The sequence below is a fragment of the Caballeronia fortuita genome (assembly GCF_001544835.2).
In the GTDB taxonomy this organism is placed as follows: domain Bacteria; phylum Pseudomonadota; class Gammaproteobacteria; order Burkholderiales; family Burkholderiaceae; genus Caballeronia; species Caballeronia fortuita.
Genome location: NZ_FCNX02000001.1, coordinates 882,743 through 907,548 on the forward strand (window position 1 = coordinate 882,743; position 24,806 = coordinate 907,548).

Genomic DNA, 24,806 nt, shown 5'->3' on the forward strand with positions numbered 1-24,806 from the left:
CGTTACTGCATCAGCAATGACGGACTGCAGCGCAAGGCGTCGAAGCAGGCGTCGATGAGCGCTTCGGCGTCGCGCTCCGGATGGACGAGATCCGGCAGCATCAGCGAATCGCGCAGGATGCCGGTGAAGAGGCAGTGGAGCATCGTCGTTGCGCGATTCGTATCGAGCGTCGCGGGAAGCTGCTTTTTCTCGACCGCATTGCGCAGCGCGCGCTCGATGCGTTCCATGCCGTCGCGCATGTTGTTCTGATGCCGCTCGCGCACCGGTCCCATTTCCTCGACGAACTCGCATTTCATGAACAGGATGTCGAAGACGCGGCGGCGCTGCTCGTCGGTCGTGATATTGCGCATGCACCAGACGAACAGTTCCCGAAGACGCGCGAGCGGGTCTTCTTCCTTGCCGTCGAGTGTGGTTTCGATGAGCTCGTCGAGCGGCAGAAGACTGCGGTCGAACATCGCGTTGAAGAGATCGCCCTTGTTGGCGAAGTGCCAGTAAATCGCGCCGCGCGTGACGCCCGCCGCCTGCGCGATGTCCGCGAGCGTCGTGCGCGACACGCCTTTCTCATAGAAGACGCGCTCTGCCGCGTCGAGGACGCGATTGCGCGTCGCCTGCGCTTCTTCCTTGGTTCGTCTGACCATATCGTCCGGCCGGTGGCCGTGTGCTCCTGCTTGCTGCCGTTTAAGAGCCGCTTACAAGCGGCTTTGTCGAAGATTCGTCGACCGTAATCGATTCCCCGAGCGATTTTTCCTCGCCTCCAATGGGGATAAACACGTACGGTTTTTTACATTCATTCGTGAATGTATATACAATACCACCCGTTTACGAATATTCACAAATTCATCCGACGGGCGGTTTTCGAATAAGCTTTCGTCTCCATTGCCCGTTCCGGCCGTCCTGCTGGCCACGGGCGACGCCTCCGAGCGTCGCGCACGGGCATGAAGGCGCCGGCCGCTCCTGGCGGCGCCGCTCACTCGTCGGACAAGTTGGTGTATTCGCAGCGTCCTTACGGATGCTCGTGCGCGGCGTTGCCCGGGGAAGGCCCGCCGCGCACCCAATTTCACTCTCAGTCTCAGACAGAGGTCGCTCCATGCGCGTCGAACGGGTTCCATTCCGCTTAATCACCGCCGCGACGGCTGCCGTGTTCCTGGCAGCGTGCGGGCAAAAACAGTCAGCACCTCCGCCGCAAACGCCCGAAGTGGGCATCGTGACCGTGCAGCCGACGAGCGTGCCGGTCGTAGTCGACCTGCCGGGCCGCACCAACGCCTATCTCGTGGCGCAAGTGCGCGCGCGCGTCGACGGCATCGTGCTGCGCCGCGAATTCACGGAAGGCTCCGAGGTCAAGGCCGGCCAGCGGCTCTACAAGATCGATCCGGCGCCGTACATCGCGGCGCTGAACAACGCGAAGGCCACGCTCGCGAAGGCGCAGGCGAACGTCGCGTCGCAGAATGCGCTCGTCGCGCGTTACAAGATTCTCGTCGCGGCCAACGCCGTGTCGAAGCAGGACTACGATAACGCCGTCGCCGCGCAAGGCCAGGCCGTCGCGGATGTCGCGGCGGGCAAGGCATCGGTCGATACGGCGCAGATCAATCTCGGCTACACCGACGTCGTCTCGCCGATCACCGGCCGCACGGGTCTGTCGCAGGTCACGCCCGGCGCGTATGTCCAGGCGAGCGCCGCGACGCTGCTCACGACCGTGCAGCAGCTCGATCCGATCTACGTCGATCTGACGCAATCGAGCGTCGAAGGTCTTCAGTTGCGCCGGCAGATTCAGGAAGGCCGCCTGCAGACCGAAGGCATTCACGCCGCGAAGGTCACGCTCGTGCTCGAAGACGGCCGCACTTATACCGAGCAGGGCAAGCTGCAATTCTCCGACGTGAGCGTCGATCAGAGCACCGGTTCGGTCACCGTGCGCGCCATTTTCCAGAACAAGGATCGCGTGCTTCTGCCGGGCATGTTCGTGCGCGCGCGCATCCAGGAAGGCATGAACGACCACGCGCTCGTCGTGCCGCAGATCGGCATCACGCATGACCAGAAGGGCACGCCGACCGCGCTCGTCGTCAACAAGGACGACAAGGTCGAACTGCGCCAGCTCGTCACCGGCGGCACCTTCGGCAACAACTGGGTCGTCGACAGCGGGCTGAATCCGGGCGATCGCGTGATCGTGAACGGCGTCGAGAAGGCGAAGCCCGGCATGCAGGTGAAGCCGGTCGACGCGAAATTCCCGTATCCGGCTTCGGACGCGCAGGCGGCATCCGCGCCGGGCACCGCGAGCGGCGTCAGTGGTGGCAGTGGCGCGAGCGGCGCGCAAGCCGCGTCGGCCGCATCCGCTGCGTCGGGCGCGTAATAAAAGGGAGCCTGTTACATGGCAAAGTTTTTTATCGATCGACCGATCTTCGCGTGGGTGATCGCGATCATCCTGATGCTGGCGGGGATGGCGTCGATCTTCACGCTGCCGATCGCGCAGTATCCGACCATCGCGCCGCCCGCGATCCAGATCAGCGCGTCGTATCCGGGCGCATCGGCGAGCACCGTCGAAAACACGGTGACGCAGGTGATCGAGCAGCAGATGACCGGCCTCGACCACTTGCTGTATCTGTCGTCGACATCCGATGACTCGGGCACGGCCACCGTCACGCTGACGTTCGCCGCGGGCACGAATCCGGACATCGCGCAGGTGCAGGTGCAGAACAAGCTGCAGCTCGCGACGCCGCTGCTTCCCCAAGTTGTGCAGCAGCTGGGCACGAAGGTGACGAAGTCGAGTTCGAGCTTCCTGCTCGTGCTCGCGTTCGTGTCCGAAGACGGCAGCATGAGCAAGTACGACCTCGCGAACTACGTGGCGTCGAACGTGGCCGATCCGCTTTCGCGTATCGACGGCGTCGGCACGACGACGCTCTTCGGCTCGCAGTACGCGATGCGCGTCTGGCTCGATGCGACCAAGCTCACGAACTTTTCGCTCACGCCCGTCGACGTGAAAAACGCCATCAGCAATCAGAACGTGCAGGTGGCGGCGGGCTCGCTCGGCGGCACGCCGGCGGTGCCGGGACAGATGCTGCAGGCGACCATCACGGAAGCGACGCTGCTGCGCACGCCCGAGCAGTTCGGCAACATCCTGCTGAAGGTGAATCAGGACGGCTCGCGCGTGCTGCTGAAGGATGTCTCGAGGATCGAGCTCGGCGGCGAGAACTACAACTTCGACACCAAGTACAACGGGCAGCCGACGGCCGGCTTCGGCATTCAGCTCGCGACGGGCGCGAACGCGCTGCAGACCGCGAAGCTCGTGCGCCAGAAAATCGACGACCTGTCGCGCTACTTCCCGCATGGCCTCGTCGTGAAGTATCCGTACGACACGACGCCGTTCGTGCGCCTGTCGATCGAGGAAGTGGTCAAGACGCTGATCGAAGGTATCGTGCTCGTGTTCCTCGTGATGTATCTGTTCCTGCAGAACCTGCGGGCGACGATCATCCCGACGATCGCGGTGCCGGTCGTTCTGCTCGGCACGTTCGCGATCATGTCGGCGGTGGGCTTTTCGATCAACACGCTATCGATGTTCGGTCTCGTGCTCGCGATCGGCCTGCTCGTCGACGATGCGATCGTGGTCGTGGAGAACGTCGAGCGGGTGATGTCGGAGGAGCACTTATCGCCGCGCGAAGCCACGCGCAAAGCGATGGGCCAGATCACCGGCGCGCTGGTCGGCGTGGCGCTCGTGCTGTCGGCGGTGTTCGTGCCGGTGGCGTTCTCGGGCGGCTCGGTCGGCGCGATCTATCGACAGTTCTCGCTCACGATCGTCGCTGCGATGGTGCTGTCGGTGATGGTCGCGCTGATTCTCACGCCGGCGCTGTGCGCGACGATCCTGAAGCCGCATCCGGAAGGTCATCAGCCGGAGAAGAAGGGCTTTTTCGGGTGGTTCAACCGCAACTTCAACAAGAGTCAGGAGAAGTATCACAGCGGCGTGCGGCATGTCATCCGGCGCTCGGGCCGCTGGCTCATCATCTATATCGTCGTGATCGTCGCGGTGGGCATGCTGTTTCTGCGTCTGCCGAAGTCGTTCCTGCCCGATGAAGACCAGGGCACGATGTTCGTGCTCGTGCAGGCGCCGGCCGGCTCCACGCAGGAATACACCGCGCACGTGCTGAAGGACGTGCAGGACTACCTGCTGAAGGACGAAAAGTCGATCGTCGAATCGGTGTTCACGGTGAACGGCTTCTCATTTGCAGGACGCGGCCAGAACTCCGGTCTCGTGTTCGTGCGGATGAAGGACTACGCGGATCGCCAGCACACCGACCAGAAGGTGCAGGCGCTCGTCGGGCGCATGTTCATGCACTTCGCGCCGTACAAGGATGCGACGATCTTCCCGGTCAATCCGCCATCGATTCCCGAACTCGGCACGGCGGCGGGCTTCGACTTCGAACTTCAGGATCGCGGCGGCCTCGGCCACGCGAAACTGATGGAAGCACGGAACATGCTGCTCGGCATGGCCGCGAAGGATCCGACGCTCGCGCAGGTGCGTCCGAACGGTCTGAACGACACGCCGCAGTTCAAGGTGAATGTCGATCGCGAGAAAGCGAGCGCGCTCGGCGTCGCGATCTCCGACATCGATCAGACATTCTCGATCGCGTGGGCGTCGCAGTACGTGAACAACTTCCTCGACGTCGACAACCGGATCAAGAAAGTCTACGTGCAGGGCGACGCACCGTTCCGCATGAGTCCGGAAGACCTGAACAAGTGGTACGTGCGCAATGGCGCCGGAACGATCGTGCCGTTCGGCGCGTTCGCGACGGGCAACTGGATCTACGGCTCGCCGAAGCTCGAACGCTACAACGGCATCTCGGCGATGGAAATCCAGGGCGCGGCCGCACCGGGCAAGTCGACCGGTCAGGCGATGACGGCGATGGAAGCGATCGCGGCGAAACTGCCGGCGGGCATCGGCTACGAGTGGACGGGGCTGTCGTATCAGGAGCGCCAGTCGGGCTCGCAGGCGCCGATTCTCTACGGCATCTCGATCCTCGTCGTGTTCCTGTGTCTTGCGGCGCTTTACGAGAGCTGGTCGATTCCGTTCTCGGTCATCATGGTGGTGCCGCTCGGCGTGCTCGGCGCGCTCCTCGCCGCGACGCTGCGCGGTCTGGAGAACGACGTGTTCTTCCAGGTCGGCCTATTGACGACCGTGGGCCTGTCGGCGAAGAACGCGATTCTGATCGTCGAATTCGCGCGCGAACTGAGGATGCAGGGCATGTCGACGGTGGAAGCGGCGATGGAGGCCGCGCGCCTGCGGCTGCGCCCGATCCTGATGACGTCGCTCGCGTTCATTCTCGGCGTGCTGCCGCTCGCGATCAGTAACGGCGCGGGCTCGGCGAGCCAGCACGCGATCGGCACCGGCGTGATCGGCGGGATGCTGACCGCGACCTTCCTCGCCATCTTCATGATCCCGATGTTCTTCGTCGTGATCTCGAAGTTCAGTAAGAGCAAGGACGTGCCGGCGCCGGGCTCGTCGGGCGAAATCGAAGGTCCGCATGGCTCCGATAAGGAAGGACATTGAAATGCTTAAACATTCCTTGATCGCGGCCGCCGTGGCGGTTTTCGCCGCAGGCTGCACGCTCCAGCCGAAGTACGAGCGCCCGCCCGAGTCCGTCGCGCAGACGTTTCCGGAAGGCGGCGTGTACGCGCACCAGCCGGACGCGAGTTCGAGCGCGAGCAACGGCCGCAGCGCGAACGGACAGAGCGCGCCGGACATCGGCTGGCGCGACTTTTTCGCCGATGCGCGTCTGCAGAAGATCGTCGAGCTCGCGCTGAAGAACAACCGCGACCTGCGCGTCTCGGTGCTCAACGTCGATGCCGCGCGTGCGCAATATCAGATCACGCGCGCCGGCCTGTTCCCGACGCTCGATGCCGCCGCGTCGCAAAGCAAGCAGCGCACGCCGAAGAATCTGTCGTTCTTCGGCAATACGATCTCGAACGAGTACTCGGTCGGATTGAACGCGTCTTGGGAAATCGACTTCTTCGGGCGCATCCGCAGCCTGAAGGATCAGGCGCTCGCGCAGTATCTGTCGACGGCGGAATCGCGCAAGGCGGCGGAGATCTCCCTGGTGTCGTCGGTGGCGGACCAGTATCTGACGATGCTCGCCTACGACGACCAGCTCGCCGTGACGCAAAACACGCTGAAGACGGCGCAGGAGTCGTTCCGCATCACGAAGCTGCAATACGACAACGGCACGGGCACCGAGCTCGACCTGCGTCAGTCCGAAGGCGTGGTCGAAGAGGCGCAGGCGAACCTGCAGACGCAGTCGCGTCTGCGCGCGCAGGCGGAGAACGCGCTCGTGCTGCTGGTGGGCGAGCCGTTGCCCGCCGATCTGCCGGCCGGCATGCCGCTCGACACGCAGAACCTGCTCTCCGATATCCCGGCGGGCCTGCCGTCCGATCTGCTGACGCGCCGCCCCGACATCGCGGCCGCGGAGCAATCGCTGCTCGCGGCCAACGCGAACATCGGCGCGGCGCGCGCGGCGTTCTTCCCGCGCGTCTCGCTGACGGGCAGCTTCGGCACGTTGTCGCCGACGCTCGGCGGACTCTTCAAGCCGGGGTCGGCTGCGTGGTCGTTCGCGCCGCAGATCACGGTGCCGATTTTCGAGGGCGGTCAGAACAAGGCCAATCTCGATCTCGCGAACGTGCAGAAGCGCATCGAGATCGCCAACTACGAGAAGGCGATCCAGACGGCGTTCCGCGAAGTCGCGGACGGTCTCGCCGCGCGCGGCACGTACGACGAACAGATCAAGTCGCTCGAACGTTTCGTGAATTCGCAGAGCCGGCGCCTGGAGTTGTCCGATCTGCGTTATCGCAACGGCGTCGACAGCTATCTCGCGGTGCTGACCGCGCAGACCGCGCTGTACGAGGCGCAGCAGTTGCTCATCACGGCGCGGCTGAACCGGCTGACCAATCTCGTCGATCTGTATCAGTTCATGGGCGGCGGATGGATCGAGCGTTCCGGCGACGCCGTGCGTCCCGCCGATGCGCCGGTCGATTACGGTTCGCAAGGCGCGCCGCAGCCGGCTTCGGCTCCGGCGGCGAGCTGACCCGTTCCCATGTGATGCAAACGAAGCCCGGCCCTCGTGCCGGGCTTTTTCTTTTCGGCGCGCTCCGTGCGAAAGTACGGCGCCTTCAACACTGCGTCAGCGGCTGGGCGATTCCGCAATACTTGTTTTCTAATCCCGTTGAATTGTCACCAATCTGCCCGTCGATTAGGCTTCCTCACCGCGCGCGATATCTATAATCGGCTGCTTGTCGAAGTCGTGCCGACGCGATCCGCTCCATCGATCGCTGCCAGAACTTAGTTATCCCAAAAAAGCGCGTTCTTGCGAGAGCGCGCCACCTATCCGAAGCGCGAACGGGCCGCACGATACGCCCGGGCGCCGCGATTCGCGACTTTCGCATCGCACGACAGCACGCCGCGCGCGGCTCGCCTGAACGCGAGGCCGCCCGCCTATCCATCTTCAGTTATCACAGAGGTCTGCGCTCCATGCGTCTCAAACGGATTCCATACCGCCTCATCGGTGTCACGACGGCTGTGCTGCTGGCCGCCGGTTGCAAAGAAAAGCCACCGGCGATGATGCAGCACACGCCCGAGGTCGGCGTCGTCACGATTGAACCGGCGGCTGTGCCGGTCACGGCGGAACTCACGGGCCGCACGAGCGCCTTCCTCGATGCGCAGGTGCGCGCGCGCGTCGACGGCATCGTGCTGCGCCGCGAGTTCACCGAAGGCAGCCTCGTCAAGGCGGGGCAGCGGCTCTACAAGATCGATCCGGCGCCGTTCATCGCGCAACTGAACAACGCGAAGGCATCGTTCGCGAAGGCGCAGGCGAACCTCGTGTCGACGACCGCGCAGGCCGAGCGCTACAAGGTGCTGGTCGCATCGAACGCGGTCAGCAAGCAGGACTACGACAACGCCGTGGCCGCGCTCGGTCAGGCCGAAGCGGATGTCGCGTCGGCGAAGGCCGCGATCGATACCGCGCAGATCAACCTCGGCTATACCGACGTCACCTCGCCCGTCACCGGCCAGGCCGGCATCTCGCAAGTCACGCCGGGCGCCTACGTGCAGGCCGCGCAGGCGACGCTGATGGTCAGCGTGCAGCAGCTCGACCCGATGTACGTCGATCTCACGCAATCGAGCCTCGACGGTCTCAAGCTGCGCCGTCAGATTCAGGAAGGACGTCTTTCGACCAACGGCCCGAATGCCGCCAAGGTCACGCTGATTCTCGAAGACGGCCGCGTCTATCCCGAGCAGGGCAAGCTGCAATTCAGCGACGTGACGGTCGATCAATCCACGGGATCGGTGACCGTGCGGGCGGTCTTCATGAACCGTGACCGCGTGCTGCTGCCGGGCATGTTCGTGCGCGCGCGCATCGAGGAAGGCGTGAATCCGAAGGCGCTCGTCGTGCCCGTGCAGGGCGTGACGCACGATCAGAAGGGCACCGCGCTCGCGATGGTCGTCGACAAGGACGGCAAGGTCGCCATGCGTCCGCTCGTGACATCGGGCATGCACGGCCAGAACTGGGTCGTGGATGGCGGTCTGGAGTCCGGCGACCGCGTGATCGTCGAGGGCATCGACAAGATCCGTCCGGGCATGGCAGTGAAGGCCGTGCCCGCGCATCTGCCCGCAACGCCCGCCGCCGCTTCCGGCGGCGCGAGCGCGTAAGGACGGGAGACGCGCTTCATGGCCAAGTTCTTTATCGATCGCCCGATCTTCGCGTGGGTGATCGCCATCATTCTGATGCTGGCGGGTCTCGCGTCGGTGACGACGCTGCCGGTCGCGCAGTATCCGACCATCGCACCGCCCGCGATCCAGGTTTCCGCGACCTATCCGGGCGCTTCGGCGCAGACCGTCGAAAACACCGTCACGCAGGTGATCGAGCAGCAGATGAGCGGTCTGGACCATCTGCTCTATCTCTCTTCGAGCTCCGACGACAGCGGCACCGCCACGGTCACGCTGACCTTCGCGGCGGGCACCAACGCGGACATCGCGCAGGTCCAGGTGCAGAACAAGCTGCAGCTCGCCACGCCGATCCTGCCGCAAGTCGTGCAGCAGCTCGGGATCAGCGTGACGAAGTCGAGCAGCAGCTTCCTGCTCGTGCTCGCGTTCGTGTCCGAAGACGGCAGCATGAGCCGCGACGACCTCGCGAACTACGTGGCGTCGAACGTTCAGGATCCGATCAGCCGTCTGAACGGCGTCGGCACCGTGACGCTCTTCGGCTCGCAATACGCGATGCGTATCTGGCTCGATCCGAACAAGCTCACCAAGTTCAACCTGACGCCGCTCGACGTGCAGAACGCGCTGCAATCGCAGAACGTGCAGGTCGCGGGCGGGCAGCTTGGCGGCACGCCCGCCGTGCCCGGCCAGTCGATGCAGGCGACCATCACCGAGGCGACGCTCCTGCGCACGCCCGAGCAGTTCGGCAACGTGCTGCTGAAGGTGAACCAGGACGGCTCGCGCGTGCGCCTGAAGGATGTCGCGCGCGTCGCGCTGGGCGGCGAGAACTACATCTTCGAGACGCAGTACAACGGCAAACCGGCCGCCGGCTTCGGCATTCAGCTCGCGACCGGCGCGAACGCGCTGGCGACGGCGAACGCGGTGCGCGCGGAGATCGACGCGTTGTCGAAGTTCTTCCCGCCGGGCCTCGTCGTGAAGTATCCGTACGACACGACGCCGTTCGTCAAGCAGTCGATCGCCGACGTGGTGAAGACGCTGATCGAGGCCATCGTGCTCGTGTTCCTCGTGATGTATCTGTTCCTGCAGAACCTGCGCGCCACGCTCATTCCGACGCTCGCCGTGCCGGTCGTGCTGCTCGGCACGTTCGCGATCATGGGAGCGGCCGGCTTTTCGATCAACACGCTGTCGATGTTCGGCCTCGTGCTCGCGATCGGCCTGCTCGTGGACGATGCGATCGTCGTGGTCGAGAACGTCGAGCGCGTGATGTCGGAAGAAGGTCTGCCGCCGAAGGAAGCCACGAAGAAGGCGATGAGCCAGATCACGGGCGCGCTCGTCGGCGTGGCGCTGGTGCTGGCGGCGGTGTTCGTGCCGGTGGCGTTCACGGGCGGCTCGGTCGGCGCGATCTATCGGCAGTTCTCGCTGACGATCGTCTCGGCGATGGGTCTCTCCGTCCTTACCGCGATGATCCTCACGCCCGCGCTGTGCGCGACCATTCTGAAGCCCTTGCCGATGGGTCACGAAGAAAAGCGCACGGGCTTCTTCGGCTGGTTCAACCGCACGTTCGAGAGGAGCCAGGCGAAGTATCACAGCGGCGTCGCGCACGTCATCAGGCGCTCGGGGCGTTTTCTGATCCTGTATATCGTCATCATCGCGGCGGTCGCGCTGTTGTTCACGCGGCTGCCGAAGGCGTTCCTGCCCGACGAGGATCAGGGCACGATGTTCATACTCGTCGCGACGCCCGCCGGCTCGACGCAGGAGATGACGCAACGCGCGCTCGACGATGTCTCTGGCTATCTGCTCAAGGACGAAAGCGCGGTCGTCGAATCGGTGTTCACGGTGAACGGCTTCAGCTTCGCGGGGCGCGGCCAGAACTCGGGTCTCGTCTTCGTGCGCCTGAAGGACTTCGCCAAACGCACGAGCGCGAACGAAAAGGTGCAGGCGCTCGTCGGCCGCACTTATGGGCGCTTCGCGGGTTACAGGAACGCGCTCGTCTTCCCGGTGAATCCGCCGTCGATTCCGGAACTCGGCACGGCGTCGGGCTTCGACTTCGAGTTGCAGGATCGCGCGGGCCTCGGCCATGACAAGCTGATGCAGGCGCGCGCGCAACTGCTGGGAATGGCCGCGAAGGACCCGATGCTCGCGCAGGTGCGTGCGAACGGCCTGAACGACACCGCGCAGTTCAAGGTGAACATCGATCGCGAGAAGGCGCTCGCGCAGGGCGTGGATCCGGCGCTGATCGATCAGACGTTCTCGATCGCTTGGGCGTCGAAGTACGTGAACAACTTCCTCGACACGGACAGCCGCATCAAGAAGGTCTACATGCAGGGCGACGCGCCGTTCCGCATGTCGCCCGAGAACATCGGCAACTGGTACGTGCGCAATGCGTCGGGCGCGATGGTGCCGTTCTCGTCGTTCGCGTCGGGCGAATGGAGCTACGGGTCGCCGAAGCTCGAACGCTACAACGGCCATTCGTCGATCGAGATTCAGGGCGTAGCGTCGCCCGGCAAGTCGACCGGCCAGGCGATGGCCGCGATGGAAGCGCTCGCGGCGAAGCTGCCCGCGGGCATCGGCTACGAATGGACGGGGCTGTCGTATCAGCAGATCCAGTCCGGCTCGCAGGCGCCGATTCTCTACGGCATCTCGATTCTCGTCGTGTTCCTGTGTCTCGCGGCGCTGTACGAGAGCTGGTCGATTCCGTTCTCCGTGATCATGGTCGTGCCGCTCGGCGTGATCGGCGCGCTGCTCGCGGTGTCCTTGCGCGGGCTGGAAAACGACGTGTTCTTCCAGGTCGGCTTGCTGACGACGGTGGGTCTGTCGGCGAAGAACGCGATTCTGATCGTCGAGTTCGCGCGCGATCTGCAGCTCTCGCAAAAGATGGGACCGATCGAGGCCGCGATGGAAGCGGCGCGTCTGCGTCTGCGGCCGATTCTGATGACCTCGCTCGCGTTCATTCTCGGCACGTTGCCGCTCGCAATCAGCAACGGCGCGGGCTCGGGCAGCCAGCACGCGATCGGCACGGGCGTCATCGGCGGGATGCTCACCGCGACTTTCCTCGCGATCTTCATGGTGCCGATGTTCTTCGTTGTCGTGCGCGCGCGCTTCGGCGGCGACAGGGAAGACGCGGACGCCGCGCTCGCGCATTACGACGCGCGGCATCGCGCGCAACAGGGCAACGAAGGACACTGACATGCGTAGACTTTCCTCGATCGCGATGGCCGCAATGGCCACGATGGCCATCGCCGCGCTGACGGCCGGCTGCACGATGGCGCCGAACTACGAGCGCCCGGCGGCGCCGGTGCCGGCGAATTTCCCCGCCGGCGGCGTCTATGCGACGCAGCCGGACGCGTCGCGCGCCGGCGCGCGCAGCGCGAACGGCGTGGCCGCGGCGGATATCGGCTGGCGCGATTTCTTCGTCGATGCGCGTCTGCAGCGGCTCATCGACATCGCGCTGAAGAACAACCGCGATCTGCGCGTCGCGATGCTCAACGTGCAGGCGGCGCAGGCCCAATACCGCATCACGCGATCGGCGCTGTTCCCGGCGCTCGCCGCGCAGGGCAGCCAGTCGAAGTCGCGCACGCCGTCGAACCTGTCGCTCTTCGACCAGACCATTTCGAACACCTATTCCGTGGGTTTGAACGCGTCGTGGGAGATCGATCTGTTCGGCCGTGTGCAGAGCCTGAAGGATCAGGCGCTCGCGAAATATTTCGCGACGGCGTATGCGCGCAAGGCGGTGGAGATATCGCTCGTGTCGCAAGTGGCGGCGCAATATCTGCAAGTGCTGCAAGCCGACGACCTGCTCGCCGTCACGCATCAGACGTTGCAGAGCGCGAGCGATTCGTTCGGCATCGTGAAGCTCCAATTCGACAACGGCGTCGCGTCCGAACTCGATCTCGCGCAGGCGCGCACCGTGATGGAAAGCGCGGCGGCGAACCTGCAGGCGCAGGAGCGTGCGCGCGCGCAGGCGGTCAACGCGCTCGTGCTGTTGCTCGGCGAACCGATGCCTGGCGATTTGCCGGGCGGCATGCCGCTCGACGGTCAGAACCTGCTCACCGATATTCCCGCCGGATTGCCGTCGGATCTGCTGCTGCGCCGGCCGGACATCATGGAAGCGGAGCAGAATCTGCTCGCGGCCAACGCGAATATCGGCGCGGCGCGGGCGGCGTTCTTTCCTAGCATTTCGCTGACCGGCAGCTTTGGCACGCTGAGCCCGACGCTCGGCGGACTGTTCAAGGCGGGTTCGGCTGCGTGGAGCTTCGCGCCGGCGATCACGCTGCCGATCTTCGAGGGCGGGCAGAACCTGGCGAATCTGGATCTCGCGAACATCGGCAAGAAGATCGAGGTCGCGCAATACGAGAAGGCGATCCAGTCGGCATTTCGCGATGTCGCCGACGGACTCGCCGCGCGCGGCACCTATGATCAGCAGATCGCGGCGCTCGAACGCGATACGGCCGCGCAGCAGCGCAGGCTGGACTTGTCGACGCTGCGGTATCGGCAAGGTGTCGACAGCTATCTCGGCGTACTGACCGCGCAGCAGGATCTCTATACGGCACAGCAGACGCTCATCACGGCGAGAACGCAGCGGCTGGCGAATCTCGTGAGCTTGTATCAGGCGCTGGGCGGCGGGTGGATCGAGCGGACGGGCGATGTGGCGCGGGCGGTGGATGGGGCTTGACGCTTAGTCCTTCTCTTCGGTGAAGCATTGCGCCCCGGCTTCGCAGCCTTCTGCGGCCGGGGCGTTTCTCATCGGGCGTCGAAAAATAAAAAAAACGCCGCGGCTCTCACCGCGGCGCTCAATGCAAGTCAGCCAGCAAACACTTCCAGGGTTACGACTTCATTAGTGCGCGTCGCCCGCATGCGCCGCGCCTTCGAACTCATGCGCGGCTTCCCGCGCATCGCGCTCGGCATCGCGTTCCTTGCGCACGCCGTTGAACACGATGTTCAACACCACCGCCGACACCGACGCCAGCAGGATCCCGCTATGCAGAATCGGCTCGAGCGCATGCGGCAGTTGCGTGAAGAACTTCGGCGCGACGACCGGCACCATGCCCATCCCGACACTCACCGCGACGATGAACAGATTGTGCTGATTCTTCGAGAAATCCACGCGTGACAGCGTCTTGATGCCGTTCGCCGCGACCATGCCGAACATCACGATGCCCGCGCCGCCGAGCACGAACGGCGGCACCGACGCCACCACCTGCGCCATCTTCGGAAAGAGCCCGAGCACGACGAGAATCACGCCGCCCGTTGCGCAGACGAAGCGGCTCTTCACGCCCGTCACGCCGATCAGCCCGACATTCTGCGAAAACGACGTATGCGGAAACGAGTTGAAGATGCCGCCGATCAGCGTGCCGAGACCATCGACACGCAGGCCGCGCACGAGCGCCTTCTGATCCACCGGACGCTCGACGAGATCGCCGACCGCGAGGAACATGCCCGTCGATTCGATGAACGTGACGAACATGACGATGACCATCGTCGCAACGGAGAGCGCATCGAAATGCGGCATGCCGAAGTGGAACGGCAGCACGATGCCAACCCACGGCGCATGGGCGACGCCATCCATGTTGACGCGGCCGAGCATCGCGGCGATCACGAAGCCCGCGACGATGCCGAGCAGCACCGAAATATTCGCGATGAAACCGCGCGCGAACTTGTTGATGAGCAGAATCAGCGAAAGCACGACGAGCGACAGCAGCAGGAACACCGGATTGCCATACTCGCGATTGCCGATGCCGCCCGCCGCCCAGTTGATGCCCACGCCCATCAGCGACAGACCGATCACCGCGATCACCGTGCCCACCACGACCGGCGGGAAGAAGCGCAGCAGCTTGCCGATCATCGGCGCGAGAAAGATGCCGATGACGCCCGCCGCGATCGTCGCGCCGAAGACGTCGAGAATGCCGAGCGAAGGATTGGTGCCGATCGCGACCATCGGGCCGACGGCCGCGAACGTGCAGCCCATGATGACGGGCAGGCGAATGCCGAAGATCCACAGTCCTAGCGTCTGGATCAGCGTCGCCACGCCGCACGAGAACAAATCCGCGCTGATGAGAAACGCGACCTGGTCTTTCGGCAGGCCCATCGCGGCGCCTAGAATCAGCGGCACCGCTACCGCGCCCGCGTACATCACCAGAACGTGCTGGATGCCAAGCGTGAGCAGTTGACCGGCGGGCAGCCGTTCGTCGCACGGATGCACGGACGGGTTCACCGAACTTGAAGCCATGTCTCTCTCCTATATCAACTTCCATTTGAATGGCCTCCAAGGTAAGTGCATCGGAACGCATGAACAAGACCACGTGGCGCTATACGTCGCGTTCGCGGGGCGATATGGGTTTCGCGCGCCAGCAACGGCGCAAACGTGGAAAAGCCCTTGCCACAAGGGGTTTGACGCATAACGAGGGAAATTCGTCGCGTGACGCGGGGTCGCATTTCCGGGGCGATCGTTATGATGTGCATCACGCCGCGCGTATAGTCCATTTTTCGTATTCATCGCGCGATGGCGGGGTTAACCCCGGTTTTACGCGTTTTCCCTAACGCCTTTTCAGACTCGGAATCCCATGCGTTTTCTAGGCATCGATCTCGGCACCGGCTCCCTGAAACTCGCCATCGTCGATGAAGGCGGGCGCGAGATTGCATCGTCGAGCGCGGCTTATGCCGTGACGAGCGCGCAGCCCGGCTGGGCCGAAACATCGGTCGACGCGTGGTATGCCGTGCTCGTCGATGCAGCTTCGCGGCTGCCCGCGAACGAGCGCGAAGCCGTGCGCGGCATCGGCTTTTCCGGGCAGATGCACGGCGTCGTGCCCGCCGACGCCAACGGCCGCGCGCTGCGTCCCGCGATGCTCTGGCCCGACACGCGCGCCCGCGCTCTGCTCGACGCGTGGCCCGAGCCGCAAGCGAATCCCGTCGCGCCCGGAATGGCGGGGCCGCTATTGCGCTGGCTCGCTTCGAACGAACCGCATATCGCGGCGCAAACGCGCTGGGCCTTGCAGCCGAAGGACTGGCTGCGCGTGAAGCTGGGCGGCACGTTCGCAACCGATGCATCCGATGCCTGCGCGACCGCGCTCGCGCACCCGTCGGGCGAATGGGACGAGGCGCTCATCGACAGACTCGGCTTGCCGCGCGAATGGTTCGCGCCGCTCGCGGCATCGCATGGAAATGGCGGGGCGTTGTCGGCGGCGGCGGCATCCGCGCTCGGATTGAAGGCCGGCATTCCGATGGCCACCGGCGCGGGCGATACGCCGTGCGCCGCGCTCGGCAGCGGTCTGTCCGCCAGCGGCGACGCGCTTCTCACGACCGGCACGGGCGGACAGATCGTCGTCATGTGCGCCGATGCGCTCGCGCCCGCGCATGGCCTGCATACTTATCGCGCGGCGACCGGCGCGTGGTATCGCATGGCGGCGATGCAGAACGTCGGCGTCGCGCTGGAAATGGTGCGCGGCTGGCTTGGCTATGCGTCGTGGCGCGAAGCCTACGACGATGCCTTCGCCGCGCCCGCGAGCGCATCCGTGGGCTTCTTGCCGTATCTGAGCGGCGAGCGCTCGCCGTGGATGAACCCGAACGCGCGCGGCGGCTGGCTCGGACTCGGCCTCGACGACACGCGCGGCACGCTCATGCGCGCGGCATTCGAGGGCGTGGCATTCGCATTGCGTGCGGGCGTGGACGCGATCCGCGCGAACGGCACGCCGCTCGATGCAATGCTGCTCGCGGGCGGCGGCTCGGTCGATCCGCGCTGGCGTCAGCTGCTCGCCGATGCATTGCGCGTCGAACTGCGCGCCGTCGATTGCCCGAACGCCGCGACGCGCGGCGCGGCGCTGCTCGGCGGCATCGCGGCGGGGCGTTTGCGCATCGACGATATTGCATCGCTCGCGCCCACGGCGAAGCTCGCCGCGACGCCGAAGCCGGATGCATCGCTCGATGAACGGCTCGCGCGTTTCATCGATCTGTACCGCCGTAACGAAGCGTGGTTCACGAACGCGCGCGAGTCCGCTTAAACTTTCGTACCTTTAATCCCGATGCAATCCGCATCGGGGAAGATGAAGCGGCGCTTCATATGAGCGGTAACGAAGCATGCTTCGTCGAGACAACATCGAGTCCAGCCATGCCCGCACCTTCACCGTCACATCCCGACTTCCGCTCGCGCGCGTTTCTGCTCGATCACGCATTGCGCACGATGACGTTCTATCATCCGCACTGCATGGACCCGGCGGGCGGCTTCTATCACTTCTACAAGAACGACGGCACGATCTACGACCGCACGTCGCGTCATCTCGTGTCGAGCACGCGTTTCGTCTTCAACTACGCGATGGCGTACAAGCACTACGGCCTCGATGAATATCGCGGCGGCGTGGCGCACGGCATCGACTTCCTGCGCACGGTTCATCGCAATGCGCACACGGGCGGTTATGCGTGGACGTTGAACGGCCGCGACGTGACCGATGCGACCAATCATTGCTATGGCCTCGCGTTCGTCGTGCTCGCGTATGCGAAGGCGGTCGAGGCCGGTTTCGACGAAGCGCGCGCGTATCTCGACGAAACCTGGAACCTGATGGAGACGCACTTCTGGGACGCGCAACACGGCCTCTACAAGGACGAAGCGAGCGCCGACTGGCAGGTGTCCGGCTATCGCGGGCAGAACGCGAACATGCACACGTGCGAGGCGCTGCTCGCCGCGTTCGAAGCGACGAACGAGACGCGTTATCTCGATCGCGCCGCCTTGCTCGCGGACAACATGGTGAACCGTCAGGCCGCGCTCGCGGGCGGGCTCGTGTGGGAGCACTACAAGCCGGACTGGTCGGTCGACTGGGATTACAACAAGGGCGATCGCAGCAATATCTTCAGGCCGTGGGGATTTCAGCCGGGGCATCAGACGGAATGGGCGAAGCTGCTGCTGATCCTCGATCGTCATCGGCCGCAGGCGTGGCACGTCACGCGCGCGCGCGAACTGTTCGACCGCGCGCTTTCGTCGTCGTGGGATCACGAGCACGGCGGCATGGTCTACGGCTTCGACACGGAAGGCAAGTTCTACGACGAGGACAAGTATTTCTGGGTTCAGGCGGAATCGTTCGCGGCGGCGGCGCTGCTTGCGGATCGCGCACAACGCGACGGCGACGCGGCGCTCGCCGCGCGTTACTGGAACGATTACGACCGCCTTTGGACCTATAGCTGGGAACATTTCGTCGATCACAAGTGGGGCGCGTGGTATCGCATACTCACGCGTGACAATCGCCAGTACAGCGACGAGAAAAGCCCGGCGGGAAAGACCGACTATCACACAATGGGCGCATGCTACGAAGTCCTGAACGTCGTGCGCTGAAGACAATCACAACCTTGGGAGTTCGAAGATGAAGACCAAAGCAGCTATCGCATGGGAAGCCGGCAAGCCGTTGACGATCGAGGAAGTCGATCTCGAAGGGCCGCGCGCGGGTGAAGTGCTGATCGAAGTGAAAGCGACGGGCATCTGCCACACCGATTACTACACGCTCTCCGGCGCCGATCCCGAAGGCATCTTCCCGGCGATTCTCGGGCACGAAGGCGCGGGCGTCGTGGTCGATGTCGGGCCGGGCGTCGGCACGTTGAGAAAGGGCGATCACGTCATTCCGCTCTACACGCCGGAATGCCGCGAATGCAAGTTCTGCCTGTCGCGCAAGACCAATCTCTGCCAGAAGATCCGCGCGACGCAAGGCAAAGGCCTCATGCCCGATGCGACTTCACGTTTCTCGCTGGGTGGCAAGCCGCTCTTCCATTACATGGGAACGTCGACGTTTTCGAACTACATCGTCGTGCCCGAGATCGCGGTCGCGAAGGTGCGTGAGGACGCGCCGTTCGACAAGATCTGCTACATCGGCTGCGGCGTGACGACGGGCGTCGGCGCGGTCGTGTATTCGGCGAAGGTGGAAGCGGGCGCGAATGTCGTCGTGTTCGGGCTGGGCGGCATCGGCCTGAACGTGATTCAGGGCGCGAAGATGGTGGGCGCGGACAAGATCATCGGCGTCGATATCAATCCGGGCCGCGTGGAGCTTGCGAAGAAGTTCGGCATGACGCACTTCATCAACCCGAAGGAAGTGAAGAACGTCGTCGATCACATCGTGCAATTGACCGATGGCGGCGCGGACTATTCGTTCGAATGCGTCGGCAATGTGAAGCTCATGCGTCAGGCGCTCGAATGCACGCACAAGGGCTGGGGTCAGTCGTTCATCATCGGCGTGGCGGCGGCGGGCGAGGAGATCAGCACGCGTCCGTTCCAGCTCGTCACCGGCCGCGAATGGAAAGGCTCGGCATTCGGCGGCGCGCGCGGACGCACGGATGTGCCGAAGATCGTCGACTGGTATATGGAAGGCAAGATCAATATCGACGACCTCATCACGCATCATCTGAAGCTGGAACAGATCAACGATGGCTTCGACCTGATGAAGAAGGGCGAGTCGATCCGCTCCGTCGTGGTCTATTGAGGGAGGACGACGCCATGCTGGAACTCGTGGAAGAACATCGTTGTTTCGACGGCGTGCAGCGCATCTATCGGCACGATTCGCAGACGATCGGCTTGCCGATGCGCTTCTCGGTTTTCCTGCCGGCTGCTGCGTCTTCGTCGAAGGTGCCGGCGCTGTTTTATCTCGCCGGTCTGACCTGCACGGAAGAGACGTTTCCGATCAAGGCGGGTGCGCAGCGGTACGCGGCCCAGCATGGCATCGCGCTGATCGCGCCGGATACATCGCCGCGCGGCGCGGACATTCCCGGCGAGAAGGATGCGTGGGACTTCGGCGTCGGCGCGGGCTTTTATGTGGATGCGACGCGCGAGCCTTGGGCGCGGCGTTATCGCATGTACTCGTATGTGACGCAGGAGTTGCGTGAGACGGTGCTTGCGGAGTTGCCGGTGCGCGAGGATCGAATCGGCATCTTCGGGCATTCGATGGGCGGTCATGGCGCGCTCGTGCTTGCGTTGCGCAATCCGGATATCTATCGGAGCGTGTCGGCGTTTGCGCCGATTGCGGCGCCGTCGCAATGTCCTTGGGGCGTGAAGGCTTTCACGGGCTATCTCGGGGATGATCGGTCCGCGTGGGCGCAGTACGATGCGAGCGAACTGATTCTCGGCGATGCGGCTTCACGGTTCGAAGGCGGCATCCTTGTCGATCAAGGGCTCGCGGATCAGTTTCTTGCCGAGCAGTTGCATCCTGAGGTGCTGGAGCGGAATGCGCTCTCGGCGGGGCATCAGGTGGTCGTGCGGCGGCACGAAGGCTACGATCATGGGTATTTCTTTATCTCGACCTTCGTCGGGGAGCATGTTGCGCATCATGCTCGGGTTTTGTGTGGATGATTTTTTTTCGGGTGATCCCGTTTTGTTGTCGGTCTATTGGCACTGCCCCTGTGCGGGGCGGCAGTCACTTTCTTTGCTGCTGCAAAGAAAGTAACCAAAGAAAGCAGCTTTTCTAAGCCCGCGGTCACACGCAGTTTGGGTAGTTCTCTCGTCCGGGGTGGCACTCGCCTAAGTGTCGCCCTCATAGGTTCAATCGGGCTTGGATCGCGCACGGTCTGACTAGCCGTAACGCGACGGGCGCTGGTTCAGCACGAAAGAGCATCGGCACCGCGCTACGCGCTGCCGTCGGGTCTGCGAGGGAAACCGAGGGAGCGCATGCGAATGCACCTTCGTGCGCGCACCCGCTTGACCCATCGGCTGCGAAGCGGGCCGGCGCTATTTCGTGCTGAACCAACGCGCGAGGGAAACTAGCTAGTCAGACCGTGCGCGAGCCAAGCCCGGCGAGTCTTACGGGGGCACTCTTTAGGCGAGTGCCACGGAGGACGAGAGAACTGCCCAACGTGCGTATGACCGCGGGCGTGACAGAAGCTGCTTTCTTTGGTTACTTTCTTTGCAGCAGCAAAGAAAGTGACTGCCGCCCCGCACAGGGGCAGTGCTAATAGACCGACAATAAACCGGGATCCGGCGAAGCAATCAATGCCCCGGCCGCGCAAGCAAGCTAAACCCATAAACAACAGCCGCCAACATGGTGATCCAGAAACTAGTAGGCCAATCGGTATAAAACGCGAGTGCGAGCCCGACCCAGGCCTGCAGCAAGGCAAACACCGCAGCCAGCACCAACCCCGACGATAACCGCGTCGTAACATTCTGCGCTGCCGCCGCAGGCCCAACCATCAACGCGAACACGAGCAGCACCCCGACGATCTGCGTGCAAGCCGCAACCGCCAGCGCGGTGATCGCGAGAAACAGCACGGAAACGAGCCGCAACGACACGCCCTTAGCCTCAGCAAGCTCCGGCTGCAAAGACGCAAAAAGCAATGGCCGCATGATGACCGCAAGCGCGCCCAGACTGACGATAGCCAGCCCCGCAAGCACGACGAGCGTGTCATGACTCACGCCAAGCACGTTGCCGAAGAGCAGCGCCGTAGCCTGCGTCGCATATGCGGTGAAGAAGTGCAGAAACAGCAACCCAAAGCCGAGCGATAGCGAAAGAATCACGCCGATCGCCACATCGCGGCCCGAAAGCCGCTCACCGAGCGCGCCCATTCCGACGCCCGCCGCGAGCGTGAATCCGACCATTCCCCAGAGCGGCGGCATGCCGAGCAACACCGCGCCCGTCGCGCCGGTAAAGCCGACATGCGACAACGCATGACCCGCGAACGTCTGCCCGCGCAGCACGAGAAAGTATCCGACGACGCCCGCCAGCACCGCGACGATGCCCGACGCCGCGAACGCATTCACCATGAAATCGTATTCAAACATCGTTACTTCTCGTGACTGTGGTGATGATCGTGCTCATGGCCATGATCGTGTTCGTGTGCGTGCTCTTCGCCTTCTTCGTGCGCATGATCGAGCTTGTCGATCTCGACATCGCCCGACATCACGAAGATGCGCCCGTTCACGCGCATCACGTCGATCGGCGAGCCATACAGACGCGACAGCACAGGCTTCGAGATCACTTCATCGACGGTGCCGAGCGCCGCGCGCCCGCTGCCGAGATACAGCACGCGATCGAGCGAGTTCAGCAGCGGATTGAGTTCATGCGCCGAAAACAGCACAGTGATGTTCAGTTCGCGCTGCACGCGCCGCACGAGTTCGACGACGCCCGTCTGATGCCGCGGGTCGAGGCTGATGAGCGGTTCGTCGAGCAGCAGAAGGCGCGGATTGCCGAGCAGACATTGCGCAAGCAGAAGACGCTGACGCTCGCCGCCCGACAACTCCGACAGCGGACGCGATGCCAGTTGCCGCGCGCCGACGAGCTCGAGCACGCGCTCCACGTCCGCGCGGATACCTGCATTGCGATGCGGCAGTCCCCAGCGATGACCGTCGGCGGCCATCGCGACGAAATCGCGTCCGAGCACGCGCCGGTTCGCGAGCCCCGTGCGAATCTGCGGCATATAACCGATCGACGGATTGCCGCGCACGACCGCTTCGCCGTTCACGCGAATCGTTCCGCTCACGACGGGCACGAGTCCGAGCAGCGCGCGCATCAACGTGGTCTTGCCCGCGCCGTTCGGCCCGAGCACGCCGATGAACTCGCCGTTCTTCACCGTGAAGCTCGCATCGTTCAGAATCTCGCGGCCGCCGAGCGCGAGCGTCACGCGGTCGACTTCGAGCGCGGGCTGCATCGTCGCGTTCATCGTTGCCATCCTTGCAAGGCGGCCGCGAGCGAGTCGAGCTGCGACTGCATCCATTGCTGATACGTCTTCTTCGCCGGCAAGGTCTCGGTCACGCTGATGCTCGGCACATGCGCGTCCTTCGCGGCATCGAGCAGACGCTTCGTCAGCGCGCCCGTCGCCTGGCTGTTGTAGATGAGCACGTGCACGCGGCGCTCGCGCAAGTCCTTCTCGAACGCGGCGATGTCGGCGGGGCTCGGCTCGGTCTCGTTCATCGACGCGAGCTGAAAGCGCTGATTGCGCATCTCGAAGCCGATTGCATCGGCCATGTAGCCGAACACCGGCTCGGTCGCGGTGACGGGCACGCCCTTGTAATGCGACTTCAATTGCGCGACCGTCGTGTCGATGGGCTTCAACGAAGCGAGAAAGGCCGCGAGGCGCGCATCGTAATCGCTCTTGTGCGACGGGTCCGCGCTCACGAGATACGCGCTCACCGCTTTCGCGACGGCGGGCATCGTCGCCGGGTCGTACCAGAGGTGCGGATTGTCGCCGGCCTTCTTGCCGACGAGCTTCGCGGCGACGATGATCGTGCGCTTGTCATTGCTCTTCGATGCCGCGAGCAGCTTGTCCATCCACGGATCGTAGTCCGCGCCGTTATAGACGACGAGCGCCGCGTGCTGCAGCGCGCGCGCGGTCTTCGGACTGGCTTCGAAGAGATGCGGGTCTTCGTCGGGATTGTTCAGGATGCTCGATACCTGCACGTGATCGCCGCCGAGCTGACGGATGACGTCGCCATAGAAATTCTCGGCGGCGACGACCGGCACGCGCGCAGTTTGCGCCGATGCCGCGTTGCAAAAGCCGAGCGCAATGGCGAAACAGGTCAGGACGTGCGCGAATTTCATCGATTTCCTTTCTGGATGAGTTGTTCTCGACGCGTAGCGATTCACGCGCCGCGATGCTTCCGCTGGCAGTCGGCGCACAGTCCGCTCAGCTCGACGACCTGATGATGCACTTTGAAGCCATGCGCGGGCGGACTCGCCGACAGCGACGACGCAAGCTCGCGCCCCTGGATCTCGAGCGTGTCGCCGCATTCGTCGCAGATGAGGAACTGGCTTTCGTGCGGCTTGCCCGCGTCGCAGCACGCGATAAACGCGTTCTTCGATTCGATGCGATGCACGAAGCCGTTCTCGACGAGAAATTCGAGCGCGCGATACACGGTCGTCGGCGGCACGCGCGCGCCGCGCTGCGGCTCCATTTCGTCGATGAGGTCGTAGGCGCCGATCGGCTTGTGCGCCTTCAGCACGAGTTCGTACACCTGGCGGCGCAGCGGCGTCAGCGCGACGCCGCGCTCGATGGCGAGCGCTTCGGCGCGCGCCAGCATGGTTTCGACGGATGCGGTCATGTCATCTGGGCCGCGTCGGACGCGGCGCTTGCGAAAAGGGTTGATGCATGGGCGGGCGAGCCGCCCGTCAGGGGATTGTGGCGATGATATAACGTATCATAGCCCGGCGTCATTTGTTTCTTTGCCGTTTCGCTCGAAAAGTGGCGCTCAGCGTCCCTCGGGCTCGGTGCGGACGAGAAGTACGGACAGTGAGAAGCCGGCGCTGTGAAAGTCCACGGAGCCGTCGGTCAGGTTGACGTAGTAGAACGTGCCGGGCATCGCGGTAGTCGAAGTCCAGAATTTCGCACCTTCGCCGAAGTCGGAAAGCGCAATATCTGGGAATGCCTTGATATCGATCTTCGGCCCGTTGCACGAGTTGACTCGAAGGGCGGCCAGTTCGGCTCCCGTTGGCAGGCGCCATCCAGGGCCTGTGCGTCGAGCCGCAAGCCGAGCGTCATCCTGGCTCAGACTTGTTGGCTGACCGGTGCATCGCAGCCGACGCGTGTCCCACATCCGTCCGACGGCGCATCGTTTCCAGATCAGACCCGCCTTTCGATCAACTGCGAATTCGCCTTGTAATACGAGGCGGGTCTTGACATTCGATACACACGCAGCCTTACTTGGCTGGCCAGAGAGCAAAGCCATGAGCAGTGCGAGAGCGCACGAGATTGATTGAGCGAGTTTCATTGAGGTGGCAAGCCGCGCTTGCCCGTTGATTGTGAGACGAGCCGTCCCATGCGTGCGTCGTGCATGATCGCGTTGATGAGCGGATCGTTCGTGATGCGGATACGACCGGTTTGAACGAGTCTCCCGCCTACGCGCGTCGCGCCGCGCACGAACTGGCATTTGTCGAAACAGGTCAGCGTTCCGCTGCTCGTGCCATCCTGATATCGCACGACCGGTTCATTGTGTTGATTCCTGCCCATATACTCGACGAGTACCAGATGCTCTGCGTCGACGTCGTCGCCGGGAATCTTCGCGTATTCGTAGGTATTGCCTTTCTTGCCGACGTAGTAGTGATCCGGCATCGACGATGACAACGCGCCCTCGCCAAGGTACGCAAAAGCCACGTGCGGCGGCAGCAGCAAAGCGATCCCGAATGCGGCGGCGCAAAGAAGCGCGTACATGACTCGACGTATCGCG

18 protein-coding genes are annotated in these 24,806 nt (G+C 63.9%); 10 read left to right on the forward strand and 8 right to left on the reverse strand.

Annotated elements, in window-relative coordinates:
• Positions 1 to 2: 2 nt before the first annotated feature.
• A complete protein-coding gene (locus AWB77_RS04125; RefSeq protein WP_061133051.1) occupies positions 3 to 638 on the reverse strand; it encodes a TetR family transcriptional regulator in 636 nt (211 codons plus the stop codon).
• Between the two features lie 449 nt (positions 639 to 1,087).
• On the opposite strand from AWB77_RS04125, the gene AWB77_RS04130 reads away from it, so the two are divergent.
• From AWB77_RS04130 to AWB77_RS04155, 6 genes are all read left to right on the forward strand, one after another.
• The gene (locus AWB77_RS04130; protein WP_061133052.1) at positions 1,088 to 2,344 is read left to right on the forward strand and encodes an efflux RND transporter periplasmic adaptor subunit; all 1,257 of its coding nucleotides are present in this window, start codon (positions 1,088 to 1,090) and stop codon (positions 2,342 to 2,344) included.
• An 18-nt stretch (positions 2,345 to 2,362) separates the two neighbouring features.
• Complete coding sequence (locus AWB77_RS04135) at positions 2,363 to 5,533, forward strand: efflux RND transporter permease subunit (protein WP_061133053.1); 3,171 nt, start codon at positions 2,363 to 2,365, stop codon at positions 5,531 to 5,533.
• A 1-nt stretch (position 5,534) separates the two neighbouring features.
• Positions 5,535 to 7,061, forward strand: coding sequence for an efflux transporter outer membrane subunit (locus AWB77_RS04140; RefSeq protein ID WP_061133054.1), 1,527 nt, complete (start codon positions 5,535 to 5,537; stop codon positions 7,059 to 7,061).
• A 443-nt stretch (positions 7,062 to 7,504) separates the two neighbouring features.
• A complete protein-coding gene (locus AWB77_RS04145) occupies positions 7,505 to 8,680 on the forward strand; it encodes an efflux RND transporter periplasmic adaptor subunit (protein WP_061133055.1) in 1,176 nt (391 codons plus the stop codon).
• Between the two features lie 18 nt (positions 8,681 to 8,698).
• Complete coding sequence (locus AWB77_RS04150; RefSeq protein WP_061133056.1) at positions 8,699 to 11,878, forward strand: efflux RND transporter permease subunit; 3,180 nt, start codon at positions 8,699 to 8,701, stop codon at positions 11,876 to 11,878.
• A 1-nt stretch (position 11,879) separates the two neighbouring features.
• Positions 11,880 to 13,364: an efflux transporter outer membrane subunit gene (locus AWB77_RS04155; RefSeq protein ID WP_061133174.1), complete on the forward strand. Its 1,485-nt coding sequence runs from the start codon at positions 11,880 to 11,882 to the stop codon at positions 13,362 to 13,364.
• 162 nt (positions 13,365 to 13,526) lie between these two features.
• Here the strand turns inward: AWB77_RS04155 and AWB77_RS04160 are convergent, their stop codons facing one another.
• Positions 13,527 to 14,918, reverse strand: a complete 1,392-nt coding sequence (locus AWB77_RS04160) for a nucleobase:cation symporter-2 family protein (protein WP_061133057.1) — start codon at positions 14,916 to 14,918, stop codon at positions 13,527 to 13,529.
• Positions 14,919 to 15,252: 334 nt separating this feature from the next.
• On the opposite strand from AWB77_RS04160, the gene AWB77_RS04165 reads away from it, so the two are divergent.
• The 4 genes from AWB77_RS04165 (at position 15,253) to fghA (ending at position 20,006) form a co-directional block, all read left to right on the forward strand.
• Positions 15,253 to 16,686, forward strand: coding sequence for a xylulokinase (locus AWB77_RS04165; RefSeq protein ID WP_061133058.1), 1,434 nt, complete (start codon positions 15,253 to 15,255; stop codon positions 16,684 to 16,686).
• A gap of 107 nt (positions 16,687 to 16,793) precedes the next feature.
• Positions 16,794 to 18,008, forward strand: coding sequence for an AGE family epimerase/isomerase (locus tag AWB77_RS04170; protein ID WP_061133059.1), 1,215 nt, complete (start codon positions 16,794 to 16,796; stop codon positions 18,006 to 18,008).
• Positions 18,009 to 18,036: 28 nt separating this feature from the next.
• A complete protein-coding gene (locus tag AWB77_RS04175) occupies positions 18,037 to 19,143 on the forward strand; it encodes an S-(hydroxymethyl)glutathione dehydrogenase/class III alcohol dehydrogenase (RefSeq protein ID WP_061133060.1) in 1,107 nt (368 codons plus the stop codon).
• A gap of 14 nt (positions 19,144 to 19,157) precedes the next feature.
• A complete protein-coding gene (gene fghA / locus AWB77_RS04180; protein ID WP_061133061.1) occupies positions 19,158 to 20,006 on the forward strand; it encodes an S-formylglutathione hydrolase in 849 nt (282 codons plus the stop codon).
• A 633-nt stretch (positions 20,007 to 20,639) separates the two neighbouring features.
• Here fghA and AWB77_RS04185 read toward each other — a convergent pair.
• From AWB77_RS04185 to AWB77_RS35590, 6 genes are all read right to left on the reverse strand, one after another.
• On the reverse strand, positions 20,640 to 21,428 hold the full coding sequence (locus AWB77_RS04185) for a metal ABC transporter permease (RefSeq protein WP_061133062.1): 789 nt from the start codon (positions 21,426 to 21,428) through the stop codon (positions 20,640 to 20,642).
• 2 nt (positions 21,429 to 21,430) lie between these two features.
• The gene (locus tag AWB77_RS04190; RefSeq protein WP_061133175.1) at positions 21,431 to 22,306 is read right to left on the reverse strand and encodes a metal ABC transporter ATP-binding protein; all 876 of its coding nucleotides are present in this window, start codon (positions 22,304 to 22,306) and stop codon (positions 21,431 to 21,433) included.
• Positions 22,303 to 23,184 (reverse strand): metal ABC transporter solute-binding protein, encoded by an 882-nt coding sequence (locus AWB77_RS04195; protein WP_061133063.1) that lies wholly within the window; start codon positions 23,182 to 23,184, stop codon positions 22,303 to 22,305. Before AWB77_RS04195 ends, AWB77_RS04190 begins: the two co-directional genes overlap by 4 nt.
• Before the next feature lie 41 nt (positions 23,185 to 23,225).
• A complete protein-coding gene (locus tag AWB77_RS04200) occupies positions 23,226 to 23,684 on the reverse strand; it encodes a Fur family transcriptional regulator (RefSeq protein WP_061133064.1) in 459 nt (152 codons plus the stop codon).
• A gap of 147 nt (positions 23,685 to 23,831) precedes the next feature.
• On the reverse strand, positions 23,832 to 24,308 hold the full coding sequence (locus tag AWB77_RS04205) for an Lcl C-terminal domain-containing protein (RefSeq protein ID WP_157694743.1): 477 nt from the start codon (positions 24,306 to 24,308) through the stop codon (positions 23,832 to 23,834).
• A 38-nt stretch (positions 24,309 to 24,346) separates the two neighbouring features.
• Positions 24,347 to 24,790: a hypothetical protein gene (locus AWB77_RS35590; protein WP_061133066.1), complete on the reverse strand. Its 444-nt coding sequence runs from the start codon at positions 24,788 to 24,790 to the stop codon at positions 24,347 to 24,349.
• Positions 24,791 to 24,806: the final 16 nt, after the last annotated feature.